A 25,126-nucleotide genomic window follows, 5' to 3' on the forward strand; every position below is an offset into this window, starting at 1 on the left:
GAATCATCTCAAACACATAGACAAGTTAAGCACGCGCTTCATCTGGCGTTTTTCCCCAAGCATGGCAACCAGGAATTGCTGGGATATATGCAACAAAAGTGCCATTGTCATCAGGACGAATAACAATAGTGTAATTTTGCAGTGACTTCATCATGGATTAACCTGAAGTATGGGATATATTTTCAGTTTAGAATAGCGATCGCATTTAAGGAAAATAGCGATAAAATTCCTTTCGGTGTAGTACCCGGCAAAATATGACTGTTCCACTATCAAATGTAAAAACTATTTCTCCAGTTCTGCTAATGCTTCATCTAAAGTAAGTGGAGTTTCGCCTTTTACTTCATTCATAGCGCGGATTAGTCCTTCATCTTCGATCGCTTCTAGAAGATGCAGATAATCACTAAAATCGATCGCAACTTTTTGGATAGTACCTTCAGTGTCAACGATCAATTCTTTCACAAATGGGAAATCTTCAGCTTTCATTAGAGTTTTGGGTTTGATAGTTATGTTATTAATTTAGCGCGATCGCCTAACCTGTGCTCTATTCACCGATCGAAAATCATACAACTTACCAATTTCCCCTTTGAGTTTTTGCAGCAACATACAGATAATCCAACATCTGCTGATTTCTTAGCTTATCCTTCATTTTTAATCTGGTTAAAAAACATCAACAAATAATTGACAATTGATAGATTAACGCCTATAGTAATACATTATATATCATACCTTAATTCCAAAAATAAAATGAATAAAAAGCGGCGAGGAACGGTCATTATTGAAACCGAAAATGGGATTTTACTCACTAAAATGAAAGGTAATCTTTTTATACTCCCCGGAGGACAAGCAGAGAAAAATGAACCTCGTATTATTACAGCTATACGGGAGTTGAAAGAAGAAACAAACCTGGATGCACAATCAGTTATTTTTTTATTCGCTCACGAAAGTACTTATTACTCACATAAGGTTTTTTATATTCAAGCAGAAGGAAAACTCAAGCCCAGAAATGAGATTGATGAATTGAATTTTACCCATTTAATAGACCCGCAGAATATAACCAAAAGCTCTCATGAGATTATTCAACGATTTCTAAGAGAGAAAAACGGTTATTTTGAGCATTTTAAAAAAATGTTTAAATCCCATAACAAAAGTACAACTTTCCATTGAATGTGACCCGCATAAATCCTGTTTAGACTACAGCAAAATCAGTAAACTTTCTCACCTCTGGAGGTTGAAATGCTAACACAATATCCTCTTTGGGAACGCCTAATCTTAATAACTCATTTGCCATTCCTTCCTCTGTCCAATCTTCCTCAATGTAAATCTTGTCATTTTTAATCCGAATATAAACAGAAATTCCTTTGACTCTTTTGCCTAGTTTCCAGCCAATATTAAACCAAAGGTATTGTTTTCTTTCATCATCAAACATTAACACTTCATCCACATCAGGAACAGGAACTTGTGCTGAAATACGTTCGTATTCAGTTAAAATTTGCTTAATCAAATTTTGATAGTTAATTATTTTTTCCATTGGACGATCTCCTCTTTATCGAAATCAACAATTAATAATGCAATTTGATATGTTTCTAGAATAAATTTGATAGCTATTTTTTGGAAAAATCCTTCGTAAATCTTTTTACCGATCGCCAAATATAATTGATAATCAGGATGTTCGATCGATAACAAAGCCCGATAAATGAGATATTGACCTAATGCCGTTTCCAACTCACGCATTGGAGAGAGACTCAGAAAACTTTTAATTTCAATAATAATTTGTTCTCCTTTTCTACTAGCAGAAATAGTTTTTTCACCAGCGAGATCTGCAAACAGCTTAACTTCTTCATATTTAATCGGATAGGGATCGGCAGTGATAGTCCAGCCATCCTTAATTAAAGCATTTTTAACAGCATCATGGTAAATATCCTTAGCAGGCATGACAAAATTTGGGATAAATTAGAGAGGGCAAAAGCCCTACTCTAATATTAAACTAGTTAATCATGTAAGGTGGGCAATTCTCACACTACTTTAACTATTTACCCGCCTTCACAGGCATCCCCAAAATAGCCTCAATCCGAGGCATTTCTTCCAGTCGTCACCATTCCTAAAGGGCCAGAATCTAACAACACTATTTTGCTCATCAAAAACTTTAGATAGATATGGAATTTTCTACTAGTGCTTTACGGAGAATTTCAGCGGTTTCTGTTTGCTCCTGTTCATCTCCTTCTTCTTCCCATTTTTTGAGTAATTCGCTTAAAGCTTTCTGCCGAGTTGCCTTTTTTTCTGAATCGGGATTGTTAATTTCATCCATAACTTTTTGCCAAGCATCTGATTGTGCAGATTTCATTGTCACACTTTCCCGAAACAGCCGAATCATTTGTAGTAAATTCGGCAAGTATTCTTCAGGCGTTTGTTGAATTTCTTGAAGTATATCTGTTATTGGTTCGCTGAGAGTAGGTTTGTTAATTGAATTCTGTGCCGACATAATTACCTCTTTCTTTTGTTATTACTCAGACAGTTTACTCAATCGTAGTTATACGATCGCAAAATCAGTAAACTTTCTGACCTCTGGAGGTTGAAATGCTAACACAATATCCTCTTTGGGAACGCCTAATCTTAATAACTCATTTGCCATTCCTTCTTCTGTCCAATCTTCCTCAATATAAATCTTGTCATTTTTAATCCGAATATGAACTGAAATTCCTTTAATTCTCTCCTGTGGTGTCCAACCAACTTGAAACCATAGATATTGATCTCTTTGTTCGTCAAAAGCTAAAAGCATTTCAATCTCAGGATTTGCAACTTGGGAACAGAGTCGATCGTACTCTGTCATAATTTTTTGAATTAGCGATCGATAATGACTTAATTTATCCATTTTGTAATTACCTCCCGATCTGAATCAACAATGATTAATTTCAGCTGATTTTCATCAACAACTATTTGGATAATTTCATCAAAATTAACTTGATAAACACGCTGAGTCATAGCTAAATAAAGTTGACGCTCTGGTGCAGTTCTTTGGAGAAAGTTACGATAGAGAATATACTGACCAAGAGCTTGTTCGAGATCGTAAATAAACGATGGATTAAGAAAACTCTTGACCTCAACAACAATTTTATTTCCTTCTCTTTCTGCTGCAAAGGGACGTTCAGCACCAATATCGGCAATAAGTTTTAACTTTTTGTATATTATAAAATAAGGATCGGCTGTAATTATCCAACCATCCTTAATTAAAGCATTTTTAACAGCATCATGGTAAATATCCTTAGCAGGCATAACAAAAGTTGGGATAAATTAGAGAGGGCAAAAGCCCTACTCTAATATTAAACTACTTAATCATCTAAGGTGGGCAATTCTCACACTACTTTAACTATTTACCCGCCTTCACAGGCATCCCCAAAATATCCTCAATCTTGGGCATATCTTCCAACGCAATTACCCGTCCTTCATCCGCAAAACCAGCAATTTGATCGAAATTCAAATAGCGATACAAATCACCAGCAAAAGGATTAATTTTCTTTGCCACAAGTTCCAGATATTCCTGCACAGTTGGGATTCTTCCTAACAGCGCACAAACAGCAGCTAACTCAGCGGAACCAAGGTAAACTCGCGCATCTTTACCCATGCGATTATTGAAATTCCGGGTAGAAGTTGAAAACACGGTTGTTGCATCTGCAACTCGCGCTTGATTACCCATACATAAACTGCAACCAGGCATTTCTGTACGCGCACCAGCAGCACCAAAAATCCCGTAATATCCCTCTTCTTTCAGCTGCTTTTCATCCATTCTGGTTGGCGGACAAATCCACAACCGAGTTTTTACCGCACCTTCCCCTTCCAAAACTTTCGCAGTGGCGCGATAATGTCCGATATTCGTCATACAAGAACCAACGAATACTTCTTGTACTGGATCGTTAGCAACTTCCGACAATAACTTAACATTATCCGGGTCATTTGGAGCCGCCACAATTGGTTCTTTGATTTCATTTAAATCAATTTCAATTATTTCCGCATACTCGGCATCAGCATCAGCTTCCATTAACACCGGATTTGCTAACCATTCCTCCATTTTTGCCACCCGACGCATGATAGTTCGGGCATCTTGATAACCCCTTGCTACCATGTTTTTCAACAGTGCTACATTGGAACGGAGATATTCGGAAACTGTCTCGATACTCAGTTTAATTGTGCAACCAGCACAAGAACGTTCGGCGGTAGCATCGGTTAATTCAAAAGCTTGTTCAACTTTTAAATCGGGCAAACCTTCGATTTCCATAATTCGCCCGGAAAAGATGTTTTTCTTGTTCTGTTTAGCGACAGTTAGCAAACCTTTTTGCATTGCTACATAAGGAATCGCATTCACGATATCTCGCAGCGTAATTCCTGGTTGCAATTCACCTTTGAAACGCACTAAAACTGATTCTGGCATATCCAAAGGCATGACACCCAAAGCAGCAGCAAAAGCTACTAAACCTGAACCTGCGGGGAAGGAAATTCCTAATGGAAAACGAGTGTGTGAATCACCGCCTGTTCCCACAGTATCGGGTAGCAACATTCGGTTTAACCAAGAGTGAATAATCCCATCTCCCGGACGTAATGAAACACCGCCCCGTTGTGCCATAAAATCAGGCAATTCTTTATGAGTTTTTACGTCAACTGGTTTAGGATATGCGGCAGTATGACAGAAACTTTGCATTACTAAATCGGCACTAAATCCTAAACAAGCGAGTTCTTTTAACTCATCTCTGGTCATCGGACCTGTGGTATCTTGGGAACCCACAGTTGTCATGATTGGTGTGCAAGAAGTTCCCGGACGAACACCTGGTAAACCGCAAGCTTTACCGACCATTTTTTGCGCTAAAGTAAAGCCTTTGCCTGTATCTTTTGGTGGTGTGGGACGGACAAATAATGTGCTAGGTTCTAATTCTAAAGCTTCGCGAGTTTTGTCGGTTAAACTGCGTCCAATTAATAGGGGAATTCTCCCACCTGCACGCACTTCATCAAGGATTGTTTCGGGTTTTAAAGTAAAGGTGGAAATTACTTCTCCTGCTTCGTTGGTAATCTCTCCTTTGTAAGGATAAATGTTGATTACCATGCCTGTTTCTAGCTTGGTAACATCGCATTCAATGGGTAATGCACCTGCATCTTCAGCTGTGTTAAAAAAGATGGGAGCGATCGCACCACCTAAAATATATCCCCCCGCCCGTTTATTGGGAACAAAAGGAATATCATTACCGATATGCCACAACACCGAATTAATCGCAGATTTCCGCGAAGATCCAGTACCTACAACATCCCCAACATAAGCAACAGGATGCCCTTTTTCCTTCAACTTAGCAATAGTTTCTAAACCCCCAGACATCCGAGTTTCTAACATTGCTAAAGCGTGCAAAGGAATGTCCGGGCGCGTGGTAGCATGGGTTGCAGGAGATAAATCATCAGTGTTAGTTTCCCCTGGAACTTTAAACACCGTCACCGTAATTTGTTCTGGTAATTTCGGACGACTAGTAAACCATTCTGCATTCGCCCAAGAGTCAACCACTTGTTTAGCATAAGGGTTAACATCTGCCATTTCAATTACATCATTGAAAGCATCAAAAACTAACAATGTTTTGCTTAAAGCTGAGGCTGCATGAGAAGCGATCGCAGGATTTTTTGCTTTCAACAATTCAATCAAAGATTGCACATTGTATCCACCTACCATCGTTCCTAACAAATATACCGCCCACTCAGGAGCGATCAGCGGACTGGTGATTTCCCCTTTGGCAATAGCGGTGAGAAATCCAGCTTTCACGTAAGCAGCAGGATCTACTCCAGGGGGAACGCGATCGCGCAATAATTCTACTAAGTACTCCTCCTCCCCAGCAGGCGGATTTTTCAGCAACTCACAAAGTTCCGAAGTTTCTTGCGCCGAAAGCGGTAGCGGCGGAATACCCAACTTCGCCCGTTCTTCTACCTGCTGACGATAAGCTGACAACATCAAGTATTCTCCTAATCTATCTCTCAGTTATATTAGTTACTTTATCGCTATTTAGGAGACAGTATGTTATGGGATAACGATTTTGTCGATATTAGGTTAAGCAAGAAGATAGTGAAAAATATTGGTAAAGGTCGAACTAATCAAGGTTATGGTTGCAACCATTCTGTATCAGGTTTAGCTAACAAGCGAGCATTATTATATGCCATATCTAAAGTTAAAATCGTTTCCCCGGAATAAACATTATTAGTTCTATTAATAACAAGTGCTACATCAGCTTTAGATGGTGAACTCATACAAAGAGGTAAAAGTAATTGTAGCTCTCCACGTTTAGCATTTCTATCCCAAAAAAATTGAGGTACTGCTGCTTTATAGTTTCTCTTAACTCTTTTTATTGCTAGTCTAACAGCGCCTTCTAGCGATACTTGTAGTTGATGGTCATTCATGGATTTATATGGTTCGGGAAAACGATCTCTATTTTCCCTCCTATTCTTAATATGGTCGTAATCGATCCGTGGATCACCTAAACGGATGTCATATATTAGATTAGTAGGATCGTCAAAATAACTAGCTCTTTCCGGTAATGGATTAAAACTTCTTAATATATAATCACTTTCTTTGAAAAAGTCCTTAAATTTCCACTGATGAGAAGCATTAATATTTCTGTCAAACACAGCAAATATATCTTCTTAGTTAGGAGTTACTAATCCAGTATTGAAACAAGCTATTTCAGTGTGTTCAATAACTTTATTTTCTTCTAGTAGCCTTTTAAGCGTATAGTTTAAATAACTTCTTAAAACAGGATGTTTTCTTCTTGAGCTTGAGTGACTATAACCCCAATCTTCGGGCGCTAACTCAGCTAAAATTTCTATTTTTTGATCAAACTGAGGAAAGTAAGCAAAATCGAATAGAGGACGCATACTAGATTTTTTCTGACAAGATACTCAATAATACTTATATATTAGTATAATTTGAGACTAATGTAAACCAACGAACATGAAGGGCGATTGGTTTTTTGAGTTCATTAGTTGTAGTTGTAGGGTGCGTCAGACATTTAAGTGTATTGTTTTACCAGTAATTTTTGCTCTGACGCACCCTACAAGGTAAGATAATCTTAGTTGGATTTCTTATTATGCCTAATTATCGAAGAGTAATCATACCTGGTGCAACTTATTTTTTTACCCAAGTAACTTATCAAAGAATACCCTGGCTATGTAGTGATATTAGTCGAGAAAGCTTGCGAAAAGGTTTACAAAGATTGCAAAAATTGTATCCATTTTCACTAGATGCGATCGTACTTTTGCCCGATCATTTTCATTGTATTTGGACTTTACCTGAAGGAGATAGTAATTATGCGGTTCGCTTGCGTTATTTGAAAAATTTTGTCACTCGCAGTTGTGGGCATAAATTACAATTACCAACCGAAATTAGTCTTTCTCGCCAAAAGCGTCAGGAAAAGAACTTATGGCAAAGACGTTATTGGGAGCATTTAATTAAAGATGAAACTGATTTTAACAATCATTGTGATTATATTCACTATAATGCTGTAAAACATGGCTTATGTCAATCTCCTAAAGATTGGGAATTTTCCAGTTTTCATCGGTTTGTCAAACAAGGAATTTATCCTGTTGATTGGGGTGTAAATATAGAACCTAATATTCCTGAAAATGTTGGCAATGAATAATTTCATACTTATAGAATTGTAGGGTGCGTCAGAGCGAAAATTTACTGGGGAAACAATTCAGTTAAATGTCTGACGCACCCTACTATACTATACTATAATAGACTAATATTGCAACTTAAATAAAGGTACAGATTTAGGCTCAATCATTTGGCGTACAGGTGAATTAGTGAGATTTTTTAATCCGAGACACGATCGCCAATCAGAACATTTCCATATTGAAAGCACAACAATTCAACCATAGAAAGAATTTTTCAGTTTAATAGTAGCGATCGCACCACCAAAAACCAACTCTTAAATTAATGCCAAAAGATACTTTTACCCGCAAGCTTTAAAACAAATCAATAATTAATTAAGTAATAATACTTGGTAAGTCTCGATATGTTAACTCAATAAAACTCACCCTCTTCGAGTGTTACACTAAAACTGGTAATGCCCACCAGTCTTAAAAACCAAGAGCAGCGGAAACAGGGAAGCAAATCATTTAGCTCAACCCAGATCCCTCTCTCACTCAAAAAACCCGTTTTCCCGGCGGAGTTTTGTAGGTGGAAAATCAAAAAACCCCTTCTCTGGCTGTGATAGATTCTGGCTGGAACCAGCAAGAAACTACAGCAATCATCTTACCCAAGGCAAAAGAAGAGCCTGAGTACACATGACCCCATTCCCACCCCAGGAACCAAAAATTGCGATCCGTCCCCTACAACGCCGGGACTTAGAAGCGATCGGCGCGATCGTCCTCCGCATCGCTGTCGGGAACGCAGACGCTAACACCAACGAAAAAATTCTCATTCAATCCCCAGAGGTAAACCACCTCGACAAGGTAAATGAGACACAACAACACCTAGAAAAACTCAACCAACGCTACGGGTTATGGAAAATTTTAAGTCTGTTTCCTAACCCCTTCCGCTACGAATTATGCGCTTATGTTGCTCAGGAAGAACAACAAGTTAGGGGCATGATTCAAGTTAAACCTTTTAATCGTACCCGGAGCACCTGGCGAGTAGAAAGGGTAATAGTTGACAGACGAACTCGCAGTCAAGCAGTTGGTTCTCTCCTGCTACGCCACTGCTTTGAAACTATTTGGGAAGCACGCACTTGGTTGCTTGAAGTCAACATTAATGACAAAAATACCCTAGCTCTTTATCGGCAAAATGGATTTCAACCATTAGCGCAGTTAACCGCTTGGGAAATCTCACCATCATTATTAGCGGAACTGCAAGAACGAGAGCCAGATTTACCCAACTTGCTCCCGGTGAGTAACGCCGACGCGCAACTGCTTTATCAATTAGATACAGCAGCTATGCCACCATTAGTGCGGCAAGTATTCGATCGCCACGTCCAAGACTTCAAAACAGGTTTCTTCAGCGCCCTCATCGATGGAATGCGTCAATGGTTTAGCCAAACCGAAGTCGTCAGCGGTTATGTATTTGAACCTCAGCGTAAGGCAGCGATCGGTTATTTTCAAATCCAACTCAGTCGCACCGGGAAAGAACCCCACAAAGCCGAATTAACAGTTCACCCCGCCTATACTTGGCTATATCCCGAACTGCTCTCCCAAATGGCACGCATCGCCCAAGACTTCCCCGCTCAATCCTTACAATTAACCTCAGCAGACTACCAACCAGAACGCGAAGAATTTCTAGAACAGATTGGCGCACAAAGAATCGCCCATACTCTATTAATGTCTCGTTCCGTTTGGCACAAAATTCGCGAATCTAAATTCGCCTTGGAAGGATTGCAACTCTCAGAAATGTTGCAAGGCTTACAACGCTCTCGTCAACCAGTCCCCGGACGAATGAGTTGGTTAAAATCTCCTCGCCAACTAGCTACCCCAGAATCAACTCCCTCCCATACCTCAGCCGGAGAAATGGCTACCAACTACGATAGCCCAGAAGGGGACTCCGGGAGCAGGGGAGCAGAGGGGCAGAGGAGCAGAGGGGCAGAGGAGCAAGGGAAATAGGAAGGTCACAAACCCACCGTCAAGCTACGCTGTGACGGGGGCTTGAAAGAGCCCAAGATGTGACCAGTTCACCTAAGTCTTCAGGTAAACGTTATCTAATTCATGACACCTACAGGTGCGTGCCAGCTTGAGCTTCTGTCGCTCAATTTTAAACAGGACTAAACGGGTTAATCCAGTGAATTGAACCTAACAAGATTAGATAACAGAACGAGGCAAACTTTACCCCTATTAGGGAGAACAAAATGTCTAATTTTGTATTCGTTTTAAACCCAAATAAACAACCTTTATCGCCAATCCATCCCGGCGAAGCAAGATTGTTGCTAACTCAAGGGAAAGCCGCAGTCTTTCGCCAATATCCCTTTACTATCATCTTGAAAGATGAAGTAAAACAAGATTCCGAACCAGTTGCCTTGAAAATAGATCCTGGCTCCCAAACTACCGGAATTGCTTTGGTGCAGAACAACCAAGTAATTTGGGGTGCAGAATTAACCCACAGAGGGCAACAAATCAGGGAAAAGCTACTATCAAGACGACAGTTAAGACGAGGTAGAAGAGGTAGAAAAACTCGCTATCGTCAACCTCGTTTTTTGAACCGGAATCGCCCTAAAGCTTGGTTAGGGCCTAGCCTACAACATCGAGTTGATACGACCTTAGCTTGGGTGAAGAGGTTAATCAAATATACCCCAATCACCTCAATTGCTGTTGAGTTAGTCAAATTTGACCTTCAAAAGCATGAGAATCCCGAAATTAGTGGTGCTGAATATCAACGAGGTGAGTTGCTTGGGTTTGAGGTAAAAGAGTATCTGCTGCAAAAGTGGGGTAGAGATTGCGTTTATTGCGGTGCTAAAAACACCCCATTGGAAGTAGAGCATATCCATCCAAAATCAAAAGGAGGTACTGACAGAGTAAGTAATTTGACATTAGCTTGCCACACCTGCAATCAAGCTAAGGGAAATCAAGATATTCGAGACTTTTTAAAAGGGAAACCCAACTTAGTCGAAAAGATTCTTAAAACTGCTAAAGCTCCACTGAAAGATGCAGCAGCAGTTAACTCGACTAGATGGAAATTGTTTAATTCCCTAAAAGAGTTGGGTTTACCTGTCACAACTGGAAGTGGTGGGTTAACTAAATTTAATCGAATCAGGCTTGGTGTCCCTAAAACTCACTGGCAAGACGCAAGTTGTGTTGGTCAAGTTGATAGTTTGACCTTTAAAACAAGTAAGCCTTTGTTAATTAAAGCGATGGGTCACGGTATTAGACAAAGATGCCGTCCCGACAAATTTGGTTTCCCAAAAGGTCATGCACCAAAACAGAAATTCTTCCAGGGATTTCAGACTGGTGATTTGGTTTTTGCTGATATCTCATTAGGTAAATTTGCGGGGAAATATGTGGGCAGAATTGCAATTCGCTTTCGTCCTAGCTTCATCCTGCAATTACCAGACAAAAAGTTTGATGTTCATCCCAAATATCTAAAGCACATTCATCGAAATGATGGGTACAACTATGCAACATGAAAAGATGATTCGCTGCGCTCAATCTGAGTTAGCTGGTCGCAATTCCCCTCCCGCTAACCCTATCGGGTGTAACAGGAGTCCCCTTGCTCCATTGAGATGGGAGAAAATCTTAGCAGGACAGAAGCCTTGGCTTCAACCTTCGCACCCAGAGGTTGATTATCTAGGAGAATTTGCAAATCCATCATTAGGTCTTTTATCAATCACGATCAACGATGGCTGCATGGTAGCAACTTACAACGACATCGTATACATACTCCAGCCTTATTGCTATGATACTTTTCTGGCAACACTTGCACCATACAACAAAATTACTACTAATGGTAGCCCATACCCCAATCCGATTCTTTTATCTTATTACACAGATAGTAATGGTGACTTATCCCGTCTTTCTTTTCCACTCGAACCTGCGCTTCAAGAATTAATTTTTCATCGACTTCCCTCCTTCAAGAGTGGCGAGAGCATTAAAAATAACAGCCTCTACTAGCAGCCCATCGCTTCCATCGATGCAAGCCTTTCTGTCAATCGTTCTTCAAAATGATAAGTATGCCCAGTGTTATGTTGAATCCTAATCCTCAATGGTCTACGTTGATTGATATCCTACGTTGGCGAGCCATCCACCAGCCTGACCAAAGAGCATATACTTTTTTACCCGATGGGGAAACGGAAATTTATTTAACATACACCATGTTAGAAGCACGGGCGCGTGTCATTGCCAAGGAGTTGCAAACCATTTGTTCTCCAGGCGATCGCGCTTTGTTGCTGTATCCATCTGGGCTAGATTTTATCACCGCTTTTTTTGGTTGCCTCTATGCAGGCGTGATCGCTGTACCCGCCTATCCCCCGCGACGAAATCAAAAATTAACCAGGCTATACTCTATTGTTACCGATGCCCAAGCAACGGTGGCACTGACAACCCAAGACTTGCTAGACAATGACATTAGTATTTATCTGGGACAAGACCCAACGTTAGCCCAACTGAAGTGGTTGGCTACGGATACGATCGCCACAACAAACGCAACATCTTGGCAACCACCCACTTTAACTGAGGAAAGCTTGGCATTCCTTCAGTACACTTCAGGCTCAACGGGAACCCCAAAAGGGGTAATGGTTAGCCATTTGAATCTACTCAGCAATGAGCGAATGATTCAGGACGCTTTTGGACATACTTCAGAAAGTGTGATCGTCGGGTGGTTGCCGTTGTTTCACGATATGGGGTTGATCGGCAACGTTCTTCAACCTCTGTACGTGGGAGTTCCTTGCATTTTTATGGCTCCCGTCACCTTTTTAACAAATCCATTTTACTGGCTCCAGGCAATTTCTCGTTATCGAGCCACGACCAGTGGCGGCCCGAATTTCGCCTACGATCTTTGTATTCGCTCCACAACACCAGAACAGCGATCGCAACTTGACCTGAGTTCCTGGCAACTCGCTTTTAATGGATCTGAAACAGTCAGAGCCCAAACGCTAGAAGCATTTACTGAGGTGTTTCAGTCTTGTGGATTTAAGCGGGAAGCTTTCTATCCCTGCTATGGAATGGCAGAAGCAACATTGTTTATTTCGGGGGGTAATAAAACGACATCTCCTCAAGTGTTAGGAGTTGATGACCAGGTTTTGGGGCAGAATCAGGTTTCAATTCTAGAACCAGATCGACCGGGTTACAAAGCTATTGTGGGTGTGGGGCATCCCTGGCTGGATCAATCGTTGCGAATTGTCTCTCCTGAGACAAAACAGATATGTGCGGAAGATCGGGTAGGTGAAATTTGGGTAGCTGGGACAAATATTGCTAGAGGATACTGGAATCGATCCGAGCAAACAGAAGAAACCTTTAACGCTTACACAGCAGATACGAAAGAAGGGCCTTTTTTACGAACCGGAGATTTAGGGTTTGTCCACCAGGGCGAACTCTTTATTACGGGACGTTTAAAGGATCTGATCGTAATTCGGGGACGCAATTATTATCCCCAGGATATTGAACTTACTGTAGAGCAATGTCATCCAGCATTGCGGGCTGGGTGTGGGGCTGCATTTTCTGTCGATGTGGCAGGAGAAGAGCGACTGGTGATCGTGCAAGAAGTTGAACGTAGTTATTTACGGAAATTGCAGGTTGAACCCGTTGTTCAGGCAATTCGTCAGGCGGTTGCAGTACAACATGAATTGCAAGTTTATGCGATCGCACTGCTCAAAACCGCCAGTATTCCTAAAACCTCCAGTGGTAAAATTCAACGCTCTAACTGTCGTAAAAAGTTTCTAGAAGAAAGTTTAAATGTTGTTGGAAATAGTATTTTGCAGGAGTCGATCGCACTGACAAGTGAAGACAAACCACTTCTGAGTCGGGAGATATTGCGATCGTTGTCTGAAACAGAGCGACGGATCAAACTGGAATTCTATTTGCAACAGGCGATTTTGGAAGTGTTGGGCATTTCGCCCTCTCCCCTAGACAAACAGCAGCCGTTGATTAACTTAGGTTTAGATTCGCTCGGTGCTGTCACTTTACAACATCGCCTGGAAACAGAACTAAGTTTATCTTTGTCGATAACAGCATTTCTGCAAGATAGCACCTTTGAGGAACTCATTCTTCAATTACTCGAACAATTGGACAGGCAGCCTATCTCTGGACTTCAAGGATTTGGGAGAGAATCTGAGGAGTTGCCTTTGTCCCCCAACCAGCAAGGGTTGTGGTTTTTAAATCAGCTTGCACCAGACAACGGTGCTTATAATATTGCTTTTGCAGTGCGGATTCGGTCAAAACTCAATGTAGTTGCCCTCAAGCAAGCATTTGAAAATTTGGTGACTCGTCACTCTTCCCTACGAACAACTTATATTCTCCGGGATAACCAACCTTGGCAACAGATTCATCAGCACTCTTCCTTCTCATTCAAGCAAATTGACACTTCCAATTGGTCTAACAATCAACTGCACAATGAGTTAATCACAGAAGCCTATCGTCCTTTTGATTTAGCACAAGAATCATTACTACGAGTGTTATTGTTTACCTCTGAAACGGATGCTCCGATTTTGCTATTGTCCGTTCACCATATCGCGGTTGATTTATGGTCGCTGCTGGTTCTGATGGATGAATTGGGTTTACTTTATTCATCAGCCAATGCAGGTACTATTGCTGAATTACCGTCAGTATCATTTTCCTATACAGACTATATCAATTGGCAAAGGGTGTATCAATTACCAGTTGTAGAACAAACTTCACAGTCATATTGGAAACAACAATTAGCCGATTTACCTTTGTTGAATTTACCCACAGCCCGCACCCGTCCGAATGTGCAAACTTATCAGGGAGCCTCTCACGGATTTTATATTAATACAGAGTTAACGAACCAACTGAAGCAGCTGGCTCAACGTTATCAAGTTACCCTCTACACTTTGCTGTTGACCGCGTTTGAGATTCTTCTGCATCGTTACACCGGACAGGACGATTTAGTTGTGGGTTCAGTCACGTCTGGGAGGCAACATTCCGATCTAAAACAGATTGTGGGCTATTGTGCGAATCCGATCGTGTTGCGAGTAGACCTATCTGGTAATCCTACAGTACAAGAGTGCTTCCATCGGGTGCGTCAAACTGTATTGGCAGCCCTGGAACACGCCGATTGTCCCTTTCAACGGCTAGTTGAGCTATTACAACCGGAACGGGATATCAGTCGATCGCCTCTGTTCCAGGTGATGTTTGTGTTCCAAAAGCCCCATCTTCTGCCAGAATCGGCACCCTTCGTGCTGCGGCAACCAGGCGCTGTTCTTGAAGTGGGTGAGTTAGTTTTAGAATCTGTTGCCATTGAACAGCGAACTGCACAATTTGATTTAACGCTCATCGTTACAGAAGCTCAAAACCAGTTGTTGGCATCGTTTGAATACAATACGGATCTGTTTGATGATGCTTCGATCGCTCGGATGAGCCAGCATTTTCAGACCCTACTAGGAGCGATCGCCCTCGAAACTGAAGCACGAGTTTCTGAATTACCTTTGCTGACAGCGGCAGAACAGTGGGAAACCATCAAAAACTGGAACAATACCGAAAAGCCATTAGCTGCACTTACCTGTTTGCATCATTTAATTGAAGCACAAGTACAACGTTCTCCAAATGCTATTGCAGTAGTATTTGGTGATGAACAATTGACATATCAAGCTTTAAATCAACGGGCAAATCAACTGGCGCATCACCTGCGATCGCTGGGCGTTGGACCCGATGTTTTAGTGGGCATTTGTGTCGATCGTTCTATTGAGATGGTCGTTGGTTTATTAGGGATTCTCAAAGCAGGGGGAGCTTATCTTCCCTTAGAGCCAAGCTATCCGCAAGAGCGATTGACCTTCATGTTGTCAGATGCTCAGGTGTCCGTATTACTAACACAACAGAGACTGTTGGCACAACTGCCCGAACAGAAAATTCCCACGATTTGTCTTGACACCGAAAACAGTTTCCTACAAACGCAATCGCTGCATAACCCATTGTTTGGGGTACAACCGCATCATTTAGCTTATGTAATTTATACTTCAGGTTCTACAGGTCGTCCCAAAGGAGTGATGAATACCCATCAGGGCATTTGCAATCGCCTTCTTTGGATGCAGGATGCTTATCAACTCAATCAAAGCGATCGTGTATTGCAAAAAACTCCCTTCAGTTTTGACGTATCCGTGTGGGAGTTTTTCTGGCCTCTCTTAGCAGGGGCTTGTTTAGTGGTAGCACAACCCGGAGGTCATCAAGATAATCCCTATTTAATCCGCACCATTGCCGAACACCAAATCACAACCCTCCACTTTGTCCCTTCCATGCTCCAGTTGTTCCTAGAAGAACCCAACCTGGAGCAGTGTCAAAGCCTCAGACAAGTCTTCTGTAGTGGCGAGGCACTGTCCCTAGCCTGCCAAAAACGCTTCTTCGATCGTTTGGATGCAGCACTGCATAATCTTTACGGGCCTACAGAAGCCGCCGTCGATGTCACGTTCTGGGAATGCGATCGCACATCTGAACAGTCAACCGTTCCCATTGGCAAACCGATCGCGAATATGCAAACCTATCTGTTGGATCGCTACGGTCAACCCGTACCGATCGGAGTTCCGGGAGAGTTACATTTGGGAGGTGTGGGCTTGGCGCGAGGATACCTCAACCGTCCAGAGTTAACGGCGGAAAAATTTGTCCCAAATCCTTTCGCTAAAGAACCTGGAGCAAGGCTTTACCGAACTGGGGATCTCGCCCGTTACCGATCGGATGGCAACCTTGAGTATTTGGGACGGAGCGATTTTCAGGTTAAGATCCGAGGCTTTCGGATTGAACTGGGAGAAGTGGAAGCGAATCTCAGACAACACCCAAGCGTGCGAGAAGCAGTTGCGATCGCTCAAGAAGTTAACACAAATGAACAAAGGCTAGTAGCTTATGTAGTTCCCCAAGTCGATACGCATTTGCTCAAAAATGAACTGCGAGGCTTTCTGCGAGAGCGATTGCCGGATTACATGGTACCATCCATTTTCGTTATCTTGGAGTCAATCCCTCTCAATCCCAATGGCAAGGTAGATCGGCGGGCGTTAAGAGTACCCGCTGACGATCGAGTTTTGCAGGCTAGCTACGTTCCGCCTAAAACGCCCACAGAAGAACTACTGACTGGCATTTACAGCGAGGTTCTCGGTCTTAAAACTATTGGGATTTATGACAACTTTTTTGATTTGGGGGGACATTCCCTTTTAGCAACCCAAGTTGTGTCTCGGATACGCACTTTGTTCTCGATCGAACTTCCGGTGCATCAAGTCTTTGAATACCCGACAATTGCCGCTCTGTCGCCCGTCATTGAAGCAGTTTGTCATCAGGGAAACTACCGGATATCTGCTCCCATTCAACCAATAAAACAAAGCGAATATTTCCCCCTATCCTTTTCCCAACAGCGCCTCTGGTTTTTAAATCATCTAGAAGGGCATCGACCGATCTATAATATGCCAGCCGCACTGCGGATTATCGGCTCACTTCAGATTTCCATCCTAGAGCGCAGCTTCCAAGAAATCGTAGCTCGTCAAGCCTCCCTGCGAACAACCTTTCCCGTAGTTGATGGGATACCAACGCAAAAAATTGCCTCACACATCGATTTTTCCTTACCTGTAATCGATCTGCAAGCTCTGTCTGGAGATGAACAAGCGATCGCAGTACAACATCACATTTGGGAAGTCACGAGGGCTTCGTTTGTGTTCGATCGAGAACCCCTGCTACGCCTCAGATTGCTGTGTTTGGCACCTGAATCTTATGTTCTAGTGGTGGTCATGCACCACATCATTGCTGATGGTTGGTCAATTGGGGTTCTGATTCGAGAACTGTCTACCCTCACCCAAGCGTTTTTGGTCGAAGCTAACTCACCCCCACCCCTAGCCCCTCTCCCCATTCAGTACGTCGATTTTGCCGTTTGGCAACAGCAGTTGTTACAAGATGAACTGCTAGCACCCCAAGTGGATTACTGGAAACAGCAATTGGCAGACGCTACTCATGTACTGGACTTGCCAACAGATTATCCCCGCCCTCCAGTCCAAACGTTTCGTGGCTCCCAGGAATCCTTTGAACTGAGTCCGGCTTTAACGGCACAATTGCATCAGTGGTCTCGGCAATCTGGGGCAACAGTCTTCATGGTGCTATTTACGGCTTTTGTTAGTCTGTTGTATCGCTACAGCGGTCAACAGGATATCTTGGTAGGTTCGCCCATTGCCAATCGGAATCGCCAGGAACTTGAAGATATAATTGGCTTCTTTGTCAATACCCTGGTGCTGCGGACTCGTCTATCTGATGACCTTTCATTTCAAGCGTTGTTGAATCAGGTAAAGCAAACCTGTTTGGAGGCATACTCCTACCAAGATCTTCCTTTTGATAAGTTGGTTGAGATCCTAAACCCAGAGCGCAGTCTAAGTCATAATCCACTGTTCCAGGTGATGTTCGTGTTTCAAAATGCTCCAAGAGAAGCACTGAAATTTTCAGATATCACCTTAGACTGGCTGGATGTCGATACAGCTACTACTAAGTTCGATCTGACTCTGATTATGGAAGAACGAGGTTCTCAGTTTGTAGGTGTTATCGAATACAGTCAGGATCTCTACAATAGAACAACCATCCAGCGCCTTATCGGTCACTTGCAAACGCTCTTGTCAGAAATGGTCATAGCACCCGAACAAATGGTGGCGACTGCCAAGATGCTCAGTCCAATAGAAGAAGCACAGATGTTACAAGATTGGAATGCAACTGATTCCTCCTGCAATCTTGAACGGTGTATCCACGAGCTATTTGAAGAACAAGTGAGAAAAACACCGGATCGAGTTGCCCTAGAATTGGCAGATGAACAATTAACTTATCGAGAATTAAACAGCCGTGCCAATCAGTTAGCACGCTATCTCCAACAACTTCAGGTACAGCCCGATGAACCTGTGGGATTATGTGTTTCGCGAAGCTTGAGCGCATTCATTGGGTTACTCGGGATTCTGAAAGCTGGAGGTGCTTATGTCCCCTTAGATCCGACCTATCCCCCCGAACGTTTGGCTTTCTCGATTCAGGATGCAATGGTTAAAGTGCTGGTGACAGAAACCGATGTGAACAGTGTTGTGCCTAGCTCAAAGTATGAAATCGTTTACTTGGATCGCGATCGCACGTACATCGCTCAACAGTCTGTCGATAATCTAGAATGTCCAGCAAAAGGAGAAAATTTAGCTTATATCATCTATACATCAGGCTCGACGGGCATCCCCAAAGGAGTTGCTATGCAACACCAGTCTTTGATCAATTTAATTACCTGGCAACTTCAAAATGTGACCGCTCCTAGCAGTGCCAGAACAGCCCAGTTTGCCTCACTCAGCTTTGATGTTTCCGTCCAAGAAATTTTTGCTACTTGGTGTGGGGGTGGAACTCTCGTTCTGGTGCCGGAAGAGACACGGCGCGATCCCACTGCCCTGCTACGATTTCTCAACGATGCTGGCATTGAACGCTTTTTTGCTCCATTTGTGGTTCTACAGCAGCTTGCTGAGGTGGCTACTTTTAGCGATCGCTTGCCCAAGAGTCTACAAGACTTCATCACAGCAGGGGAAGCACTCTGCATCACACCAACAATTGCCCGTTTCTTTGAAAGACTGGAACATTGTACTTTGTGGAATCACTATGGCCCCACAGAAACCCACTTGGCAACCGCCTACGTTCTGTCTGGAAACCCAAACGAATGGGTAACATTCCCTCCTATTGGTCGCCCCATTGCTAACACTCAGGTTTACCTCCTGGATCGAAATCAGCAACTCGTTCCTGTGGGTATACCGGGAGAAATCTATATTGCGGGGACTGGACTGGCGAGAGGTTACTACAATCATCCAGATTTAACAGCCCAAAAGTTTTTGGCTCATCCTTTGAGTCAAACTACTGGCAAGCGTTGGTATCGAACGGGGGATTTGGCTCGTTATCGTTCCGATGGAGTCCTAGAATACTTAGGTCGCATTGATAACCAAGTCAAGATTCGGGGTTTCCGAATTGAACTTGGAGAAATTGAGGCTGCTTTAGGGCAGCATCCTCATGTCCAAGAAGCTGTTGCGATCGTCAGTACCGAACTCTCCCAAAACAAGCGGCTAATCACTTACATTGTTCCTAAACCCAATCAAGTTCTCACGACTCAAGAACTGAGGACTTATCTCAAAACAAAGTTGCCAGAGTACATGGTACCATCGGCTTTTGTAATGCTGGAAACTCTACCTCTGACCCCAAGTGGTAAAATCGATCGCCGGGTATTACCCGCTCCCGACAGAAGTAGTTTCGAGAATAATTACGTTGCACCAGAAACATCAACAGAAGTAGTTCTTGTAGATATCTGGTCAGAGGTTTTGCACCTCCCTGAAGTTAGTATTCACGATGACTTTTTCGATCTGGGCGGACATTCCTTGCTAGCAACACAATTGCTCGGTCGAATCAACCAGATTTTCTCCTCAGAAATATCACTTCAGCAACTTTTCCTGAACCCAACTGTTGCCCAGCTAGAGGTTGTTCTCACTAATGAGTTTGGAAGTCAGAAAAAAGTAGATGAAATTGCTGAAACATTTCTAGAAGTGAAAAATTTAACTCCTGAAGAAATAGAAAAAATGTTGGAACAGATGGACTATGAATAAACCTAACTTTTTTTTAATTGGGGCACCCCGATGCGCGACAACCGCGATGTGTCAATATCTAGATCGACACCCTTCTATTTATATCTCGAAACCCAAGGAACCTAACTTCTTTGATGGAGATTTACTAAGCCTTAAACCATTGCACCGTAGCTACACTCTGCAAGAATATCTCGACTTGTTTAAGGCAGGTGAGGGACTTTTGTGTGGGGAAGGTACAGTCTGGTATATGCTGTCTAGAACTGCGGCAAGAGATATTTATCAATTCAACCCTAATGCTAAAATCCTGATCATGCTCAGAAATCCGGTTGATTTTTTGCATTCGCTGCACAGTCATTTGGTTTTCTATGGATATGAAGATATTCAAGACTTTGAAAGTGCTTTGCAAGCAGAACCCGATCGCCGTCAAGGTAAACGAATTCCTGGTGGATGCAATCCCACAGAACTCTTGCTCTACAGTGAATTAGTTAGTTTTTCAGAGCAGATTCAGCGATATTTAGATGTCTTTGATCAGAGTCAAATTCATGTTACGATCTATGATGATTTTGTGAAAGATACAGCCGGAACCTATCGGAAGGTTTTGGAATTCTTAGGTGTCGATGCTAATTTTGTCACTGATTTTGAGGTCGTAAATTCCAATAAGCGATCGGGGAATGCGATTGAGCCAAAACTTAGACAGCAACTTCAATCCCAGTACACGCAGGAAGTCAAGAAGTTGTCTGGGTTGCTCGATCGTGACCTATCTTTCTGGAGCAAAGCTCACGATTCCGATTTGCAGAAAGCCAGCACACAAACGGTAATATAAAATGCAGCAATTTGAAGTCAGTGAAATTCTGTGGGATAGTTGGGGCATACCCCATATTTACGCCAAAAATGAAATTGAACTATTTCATGCGATGGGTTGGGCACAAGCCAAAAGTCATGGCAATTTAATTCTAATGCTATATGGGCAAGCACGGGGACGTGCTGCTGAGTATTGGGGTTCAAATTATATTGATACAGATAGATACGTTCGCACAATGGGTATTCCCGATCGTGCTGAGGAATGGTACGAGGCGCAGAGCGATAAGATGCGGACATACCTAAAAGCTTATGCTGATGGAATTAATGGCTATATCCAGGCATATCCTGATGAGATTCCAGAATTCCTAAAAGTTGTTTTGCCTGTATCGGAAGTCGATATCCTGGCTCATATTCAACGGGTCATTCACTTTTTCTTTGTGGTTAACCCAAATCAGATCGCGGCTCTGAGCCAGGGAGAACAGATGGCAGGATCTAATGCTTGGGCGATCTGCCATCCGGCACGCGGTGCGAACGCACCAGAGCATTCAGCGAGTCAGAAGGCGATGTTACTGGTCAATCCCCATCAGCCCTGGTTTGATTTATTTCTTTGGTATGAAGCACAGTTGACCCTGCCTAATTTGAATGCCTATGGTGCTGCTTTGGTGGGGTGGCCGACTCTGGGCATTGCGTTTAACGACTATTTAGGATGGACTGTAACGGTTAATCCGACCAAAGGGGCAGACTTTTATGAATTGTCTCTCAGGGATGGGGGCTATGAATGGAATGATGGGATTTGCCCTTTTGAAGTTAAGTCACAGACGTTGAAGATTAAACAAGAAGACGGTAGTTTGCGGGAAGAGCCGCTAGTCGTTCTTCAGTCTATTCATGGCCCTGTGGTGGCTAAAACAGAAAGCAAAGCGATCGCATTGCGGGTGGTAGGTCTAGATCGTCCCTATTTACTCGAACAGATGTGGGAGATGGTTAATGCTACAAACCTCAGCCAATTCGAGGCTTCTTTGCAACAACTACAGCTTCCATTGTTCAACTTTCTCTATGCAGATACAGAAGGGCAAATCTTTTATTTATTCAATGCTTTGGTGCCAGTACGATCTCAATCTTCACAGGATCGGGGCGATTGGGACTATTGGCAAAAAGTGATTCCCGGCAATACATCTGATACTTTGTGGACGCAATACCATTCCTATCAGGATTTACCTCGTGTGGTGAATCCACCCAGCGGGTGGCTACAGAACACCAACGATCCACCCTGGACAGTCACATTCCCAACATTACTCAAACCTGAAGATTATCCCTCCTATATTGCTCCCAGTAATTTAGGGAAAATGCCCCACAATATTCTGCGTCCTCAACGCTCTATTGGGAAATTGCTAAACAGCGACACGATTAGTTTTGAGGACATGGTGGCGTTTATGTTTTCATCTCGTTTGGAACTGGCTGACCGAATCCTCGATGGGCTGATTGCAGCGGTGAAAACCTACGGAAGCGAACTAGGGATGCAAGCTGTGAAGGTTTTAGAATCTTGGAATCGCCATGCGAATGCAGACAGTTGCGGAACCGTTCTGTTTATCCAATGGGTTCAGAAAATAGAGTTAGATAATATCTTTGCAACTCCTTGGCAAAGTGATTCACCCTTAGAGACTCCTTGTGGCTTGATCGATCCTGTGTTCGCTACCGCAGTGCTTGAGGAAGTTGCGGCGGATATTCAGTCACGGTATGGGATGCTTGATATTGCTTGGGGAGAGGTGGTTCGACTGCGTATTGGGAACCAGGATTTACCCGGTAGCGGTGCGGGTAGTATCTTTGGGAGCTTTCAAGTTTTAGATATCATCCCTGTTGACGAAAAGATTTTTCAGGCGATCGGTGGTAATTCATTTATGATGGCGATCGAGTTTACAAACCCGATTCGTGCTGAAGCGCTAACCATCTACGGTAATGCCACCCAACCGCATTCGCCTCACGTTGCTGACCAGTTGCCTCTTTATGTTCGGGGTCAACTGAGACCTGTTTGGCGCACTCAAACGGCTATCAGAGATCATTTGAGATTGCGAGAAATTTTAGATATCTCTTCAGGGCTGTTTATACAGGCTAACGGATAGTTACCTAATGGCTCATGCTTTGTACCAATTGCGATCGCAGGATAAAAGCAATCAGCTGATTAACACTATCACTACTTAAAACTCATTCACTTACTGGGTAGATTATAATGAATGTCACTTTATCAGTGCTTGTAGGTTTAGCGATTCTAGCTATATTGATATCGATAGCTGTAAGAATACAAAAGATTTTGATTTTGCACCATAAAGGCAAGGTTATCCCTGGTCCACCGAGTGATCCTTTACTAGGAAATATTCTCGATCTTCAAAAAGTCGGTGGTTTTCCAAATTATTTGCCAAAACTTCATAGCCAGTATGGGAAAATTACTAAATTATGGTTGGGAAGTTCAAATTTTGTTGTCTCGATTAGTGATCCATCCCTCGTTGCTGAAGTTGCAGGAACTTTACAATCTTTGCCAACCTCAATCAAACAACCATTCACCTGGATTGGGGACGAAATTTACTTTTTCAGACAACCCCAAGAAGCTAAATCTATCAAGATAAAGTTGTTGCGTCTCCTATCTGGAGAAACTTTGGATTGCTTACGTGAAGCGACACAAAAACATATGACTGGACTATTTGATAGATGGACTTCCAGCGAATGGGAACAAACCATTGATTTTAGAGATGAATTGAGTCAAGTTTCTTTAACGATTATCGGAGACTGTTTAATCGGAGAAGAGTTTAGTAATTCTAGTCTGGGACAGGAAATTTCAGCATCGTTTATTAAGGTTCTAAACGGTGTGCAGCCCAGAACTGAAGAAGTTATTCCTGCGGTTTGGGATCGCAGTTATTGGGATTGGCAAAAAACAGTAGTTCATCTACATCAATGTATTTATGATTTGATTGACCAAAGAAAGCAGGATGCAAACTTAAATCAAAGAACAGATTTTCTATCACGGGTACTTCGAGATAAGGACGATCAAGGTGAATCTTTATTTACTAAAGAGGAAATTCGAGCAACGATTATCAACTTTCTGTTTGGTGGATTTGATGCAGTAGCAGTAGCTTTTACTTCAGCTTGCTATATACTTGCCCAACATCCTGAGATCCAAGCGCAGGTTCGGGCAGAAGTAGATCGAGTAGTAGGTTGTAGAGTGCCAAACTCTGAAGATTTGAAAGCACTGGGCTACTTGAATCAAGTCTTGAAAGAAACAATGCGAATAAATCCTCCGTCTTCTGTGACTATGCGACAGGTGGATTTGGACTTTGAACTAGCGGGTTATCAGATACCGAAAGGAACTATACTCTTCATTTCAATTTCTGCTTTACACAATAACCAAGAAATTTGGTCAGCGCCAGAGAAATTTTGTCCAGAGCGATTCTCTACTGAGAATGAAAAAGAACACTTACGCTATGCTTACATTCCATTTGGAGTTGGGGCAAGGGGTTGTATTGGTGGAAATTTTGCTATGACCCAGCTACAGTTAATGTTGCTTATGCTCTTACAAAGATTTTCTATGCAAATTCCCGATCGAGAAGTTATCTTCAAGCCCGAAGCTTCTGCTGTTTTATTTAGAACTAAGCTAGAATTATTGACTGTTAGCTTGCGACAATCCACGCTCTTGAGTAAATGTTTTGGGATTAGATTACCTTTGCCAAATATAAAAGCAATTCTTTTATGTAGTCCCTCTCAAACTAGACAGGAATCTGAGAGGGCAAACGATGTACACCTGGTTTTGCGTACTACAAGATCTGGGAATGGGAGATAATAATTCCCGTTCCCGCCAGGTAATCTGGTCATTCTCCTAATTGGACTTTGGACAAAGAAGAAAAGCGTTTCGCGAATAATAAGCGCGAAGCAGATTATTGTCACTTGCATCATAACTTGGCGTTTTACGCCAAGTTATACTTCACAATGGTCTTGTGAAATTAACTAGACCTTTCCTTATTTATCACAATTGCACACTTTTTTCTCTATATAGAGTCTGTTCTCAATAAGCCCTGAATTTTTCGCTCTGGGTTGCGCCGTGAAACCCTTTGTCTATATTGGTTTGG

General features: G+C 42.5%; 17 protein-coding genes and 1 pseudogene. 9 read left to right on the top strand and 9 right to left on the bottom strand.

Annotation, left to right across the window (positions count from 1 at the left end; translation table 11 throughout):
- Positions 1 to 25: 25 nt before the first annotated feature.
- Together ACE1CC_RS16760 and ACE1CC_RS16765 are read right to left on the bottom strand one after the other, a co-directional pair.
- On the bottom strand, positions 26 to 151 hold the full coding sequence (locus ACE1CC_RS16760) for a type II toxin-antitoxin system HicB family antitoxin (protein ID WP_459563861.1): 126 nt from the start codon (positions 149 to 151) through the stop codon (positions 26 to 28).
- A 131-nt stretch (positions 152 to 282) separates the two neighbouring features.
- Positions 283 to 483, bottom strand: a complete 201-nt coding sequence (locus tag ACE1CC_RS16765; RefSeq protein ID WP_413271575.1) for a hypothetical protein — start codon at positions 481 to 483, stop codon at positions 283 to 285.
- A 261-nt stretch (positions 484 to 744) separates the two neighbouring features.
- Between ACE1CC_RS16765 and ACE1CC_RS16770 the strand changes: the two genes are divergently transcribed.
- Complete coding sequence (locus ACE1CC_RS16770; RefSeq protein WP_413271576.1) at positions 745 to 1,164, top strand: NUDIX domain-containing protein; 420 nt, start codon at positions 745 to 747, stop codon at positions 1,162 to 1,164.
- A 22-nt stretch (positions 1,165 to 1,186) separates the two neighbouring features.
- Here the strand turns inward: ACE1CC_RS16770 and ACE1CC_RS16775 are convergent, their stop codons facing one another.
- The 7 genes and pseudogenes from ACE1CC_RS16775 to ACE1CC_RS16805 form a co-directional block, all read right to left on the bottom strand.
- The gene (locus tag ACE1CC_RS16775; protein ID WP_413271577.1) at positions 1,187 to 1,528 is read right to left on the bottom strand and encodes a XisI protein; all 342 of its coding nucleotides are present in this window, start codon (positions 1,526 to 1,528) and stop codon (positions 1,187 to 1,189) included.
- Positions 1,516 to 1,932 (bottom strand): XisH family protein, encoded by a 417-nt coding sequence (locus tag ACE1CC_RS16780; protein ID WP_413271578.1) that lies wholly within the window; start codon positions 1,930 to 1,932, stop codon positions 1,516 to 1,518. Before ACE1CC_RS16780 ends, ACE1CC_RS16775 begins: the two co-directional genes overlap by 13 nt.
- A 211-nt stretch (positions 1,933 to 2,143) precedes the next feature.
- Positions 2,144 to 2,479 (bottom strand): hypothetical protein, encoded by a 336-nt coding sequence (locus ACE1CC_RS16785; RefSeq protein ID WP_413271579.1) that lies wholly within the window; start codon positions 2,477 to 2,479, stop codon positions 2,144 to 2,146.
- Positions 2,480 to 2,527: 48 nt separating this feature from the next.
- Positions 2,528 to 2,869, bottom strand: coding sequence for a XisI protein (locus ACE1CC_RS16790; protein WP_413271580.1), 342 nt, complete (start codon positions 2,867 to 2,869; stop codon positions 2,528 to 2,530).
- Positions 2,857 to 3,270 (bottom strand): XisH family protein, encoded by a 414-nt coding sequence (locus tag ACE1CC_RS16795; protein WP_413271581.1) that lies wholly within the window; start codon positions 3,268 to 3,270, stop codon positions 2,857 to 2,859. Before ACE1CC_RS16795 ends, ACE1CC_RS16790 begins: the two co-directional genes overlap by 13 nt.
- Positions 3,271 to 3,364: 94 nt before the next feature.
- Positions 3,365 to 5,974, bottom strand: a complete 2,610-nt coding sequence (acnB, locus tag ACE1CC_RS16800; protein WP_413271582.1) for a bifunctional aconitate hydratase 2/2-methylisocitrate dehydratase — start codon at positions 5,972 to 5,974, stop codon at positions 3,365 to 3,367.
- A 146-nt stretch (positions 5,975 to 6,120) separates the two neighbouring features.
- A pseudogene (locus tag ACE1CC_RS16805) lies at positions 6,121 to 6,891 on the bottom strand (DUF3825 domain-containing protein).
- A gap of 212 nt (positions 6,892 to 7,103) precedes the next feature.
- Between ACE1CC_RS16805 and ACE1CC_RS16810 the strand changes: the two are divergent.
- The 8 genes from ACE1CC_RS16810 to ACE1CC_RS16845 all read left to right on the top strand — a co-directional run bounded on the left by ACE1CC_RS16810 (position 7,104) and on the right by ACE1CC_RS16845 (position 24,840).
- Positions 7,104 to 7,655 (top strand): REP-associated tyrosine transposase, encoded by a 552-nt coding sequence (locus ACE1CC_RS16810; RefSeq protein WP_413271583.1) that lies wholly within the window; start codon positions 7,104 to 7,106, stop codon positions 7,653 to 7,655.
- 649 nt (positions 7,656 to 8,304) lie between these two features.
- The gene (locus ACE1CC_RS16815) at positions 8,305 to 9,612 is read left to right on the top strand and encodes a GNAT family N-acetyltransferase (RefSeq protein WP_413271584.1); all 1,308 of its coding nucleotides are present in this window, start codon (positions 8,305 to 8,307) and stop codon (positions 9,610 to 9,612) included.
- A 242-nt stretch (positions 9,613 to 9,854) separates the two neighbouring features.
- Positions 9,855 to 11,126, top strand: a complete 1,272-nt coding sequence (gene iscB, locus ACE1CC_RS16820) for an RNA-guided endonuclease IscB (protein ID WP_413271585.1) — start codon at positions 9,855 to 9,857, stop codon at positions 11,124 to 11,126.
- Positions 11,116 to 11,610 (top strand): hypothetical protein, encoded by a 495-nt coding sequence (locus ACE1CC_RS16825; protein WP_413271586.1) that lies wholly within the window; start codon positions 11,116 to 11,118, stop codon positions 11,608 to 11,610. Before iscB ends, ACE1CC_RS16825 begins: the two co-directional genes overlap by 11 nt.
- 59 nt (positions 11,611 to 11,669) lie before the next feature.
- Positions 11,670 to 20,234, top strand: coding sequence for an amino acid adenylation domain-containing protein (locus tag ACE1CC_RS16830; protein WP_413271587.1), 8,565 nt, complete (start codon positions 11,670 to 11,672; stop codon positions 20,232 to 20,234).
- Positions 20,227 to 21,036 (top strand): sulfotransferase family protein, encoded by an 810-nt coding sequence (locus ACE1CC_RS16835; RefSeq protein ID WP_413271588.1) that lies wholly within the window; start codon positions 20,227 to 20,229, stop codon positions 21,034 to 21,036. The genes ACE1CC_RS16830 and ACE1CC_RS16835 overlap by 8 nt, the downstream gene beginning before the upstream one ends.
- 1 nt (position 21,037) lies before the next feature.
- Positions 21,038 to 23,131 carry an acylase gene (locus tag ACE1CC_RS16840; RefSeq protein ID WP_413271589.1) on the top strand — a complete coding sequence of 698 codons (2,094 nt, stop codon included), beginning with the start codon at positions 21,038 to 21,040 and terminating at the stop codon, positions 23,129 to 23,131.
- Positions 23,132 to 23,238: 107 nt separating this feature from the next.
- Positions 23,239 to 24,840 carry a cytochrome P450 gene (locus tag ACE1CC_RS16845; RefSeq protein WP_413271590.1) on the top strand — a complete coding sequence of 534 codons (1,602 nt, stop codon included), beginning with the start codon at positions 23,239 to 23,241 and terminating at the stop codon, positions 24,838 to 24,840.
- Positions 24,841 to 25,126: the final 286 nt, after the last annotated feature.

The sequence above is a fragment of the Floridaenema aerugineum BLCC-F46 genome (genome assembly GCF_041929345.1).
Taxonomy (GTDB): domain Bacteria; phylum Cyanobacteriota; class Cyanobacteriia; order Cyanobacteriales; family Aerosakkonemataceae; genus Floridanema; species Floridanema aerugineum.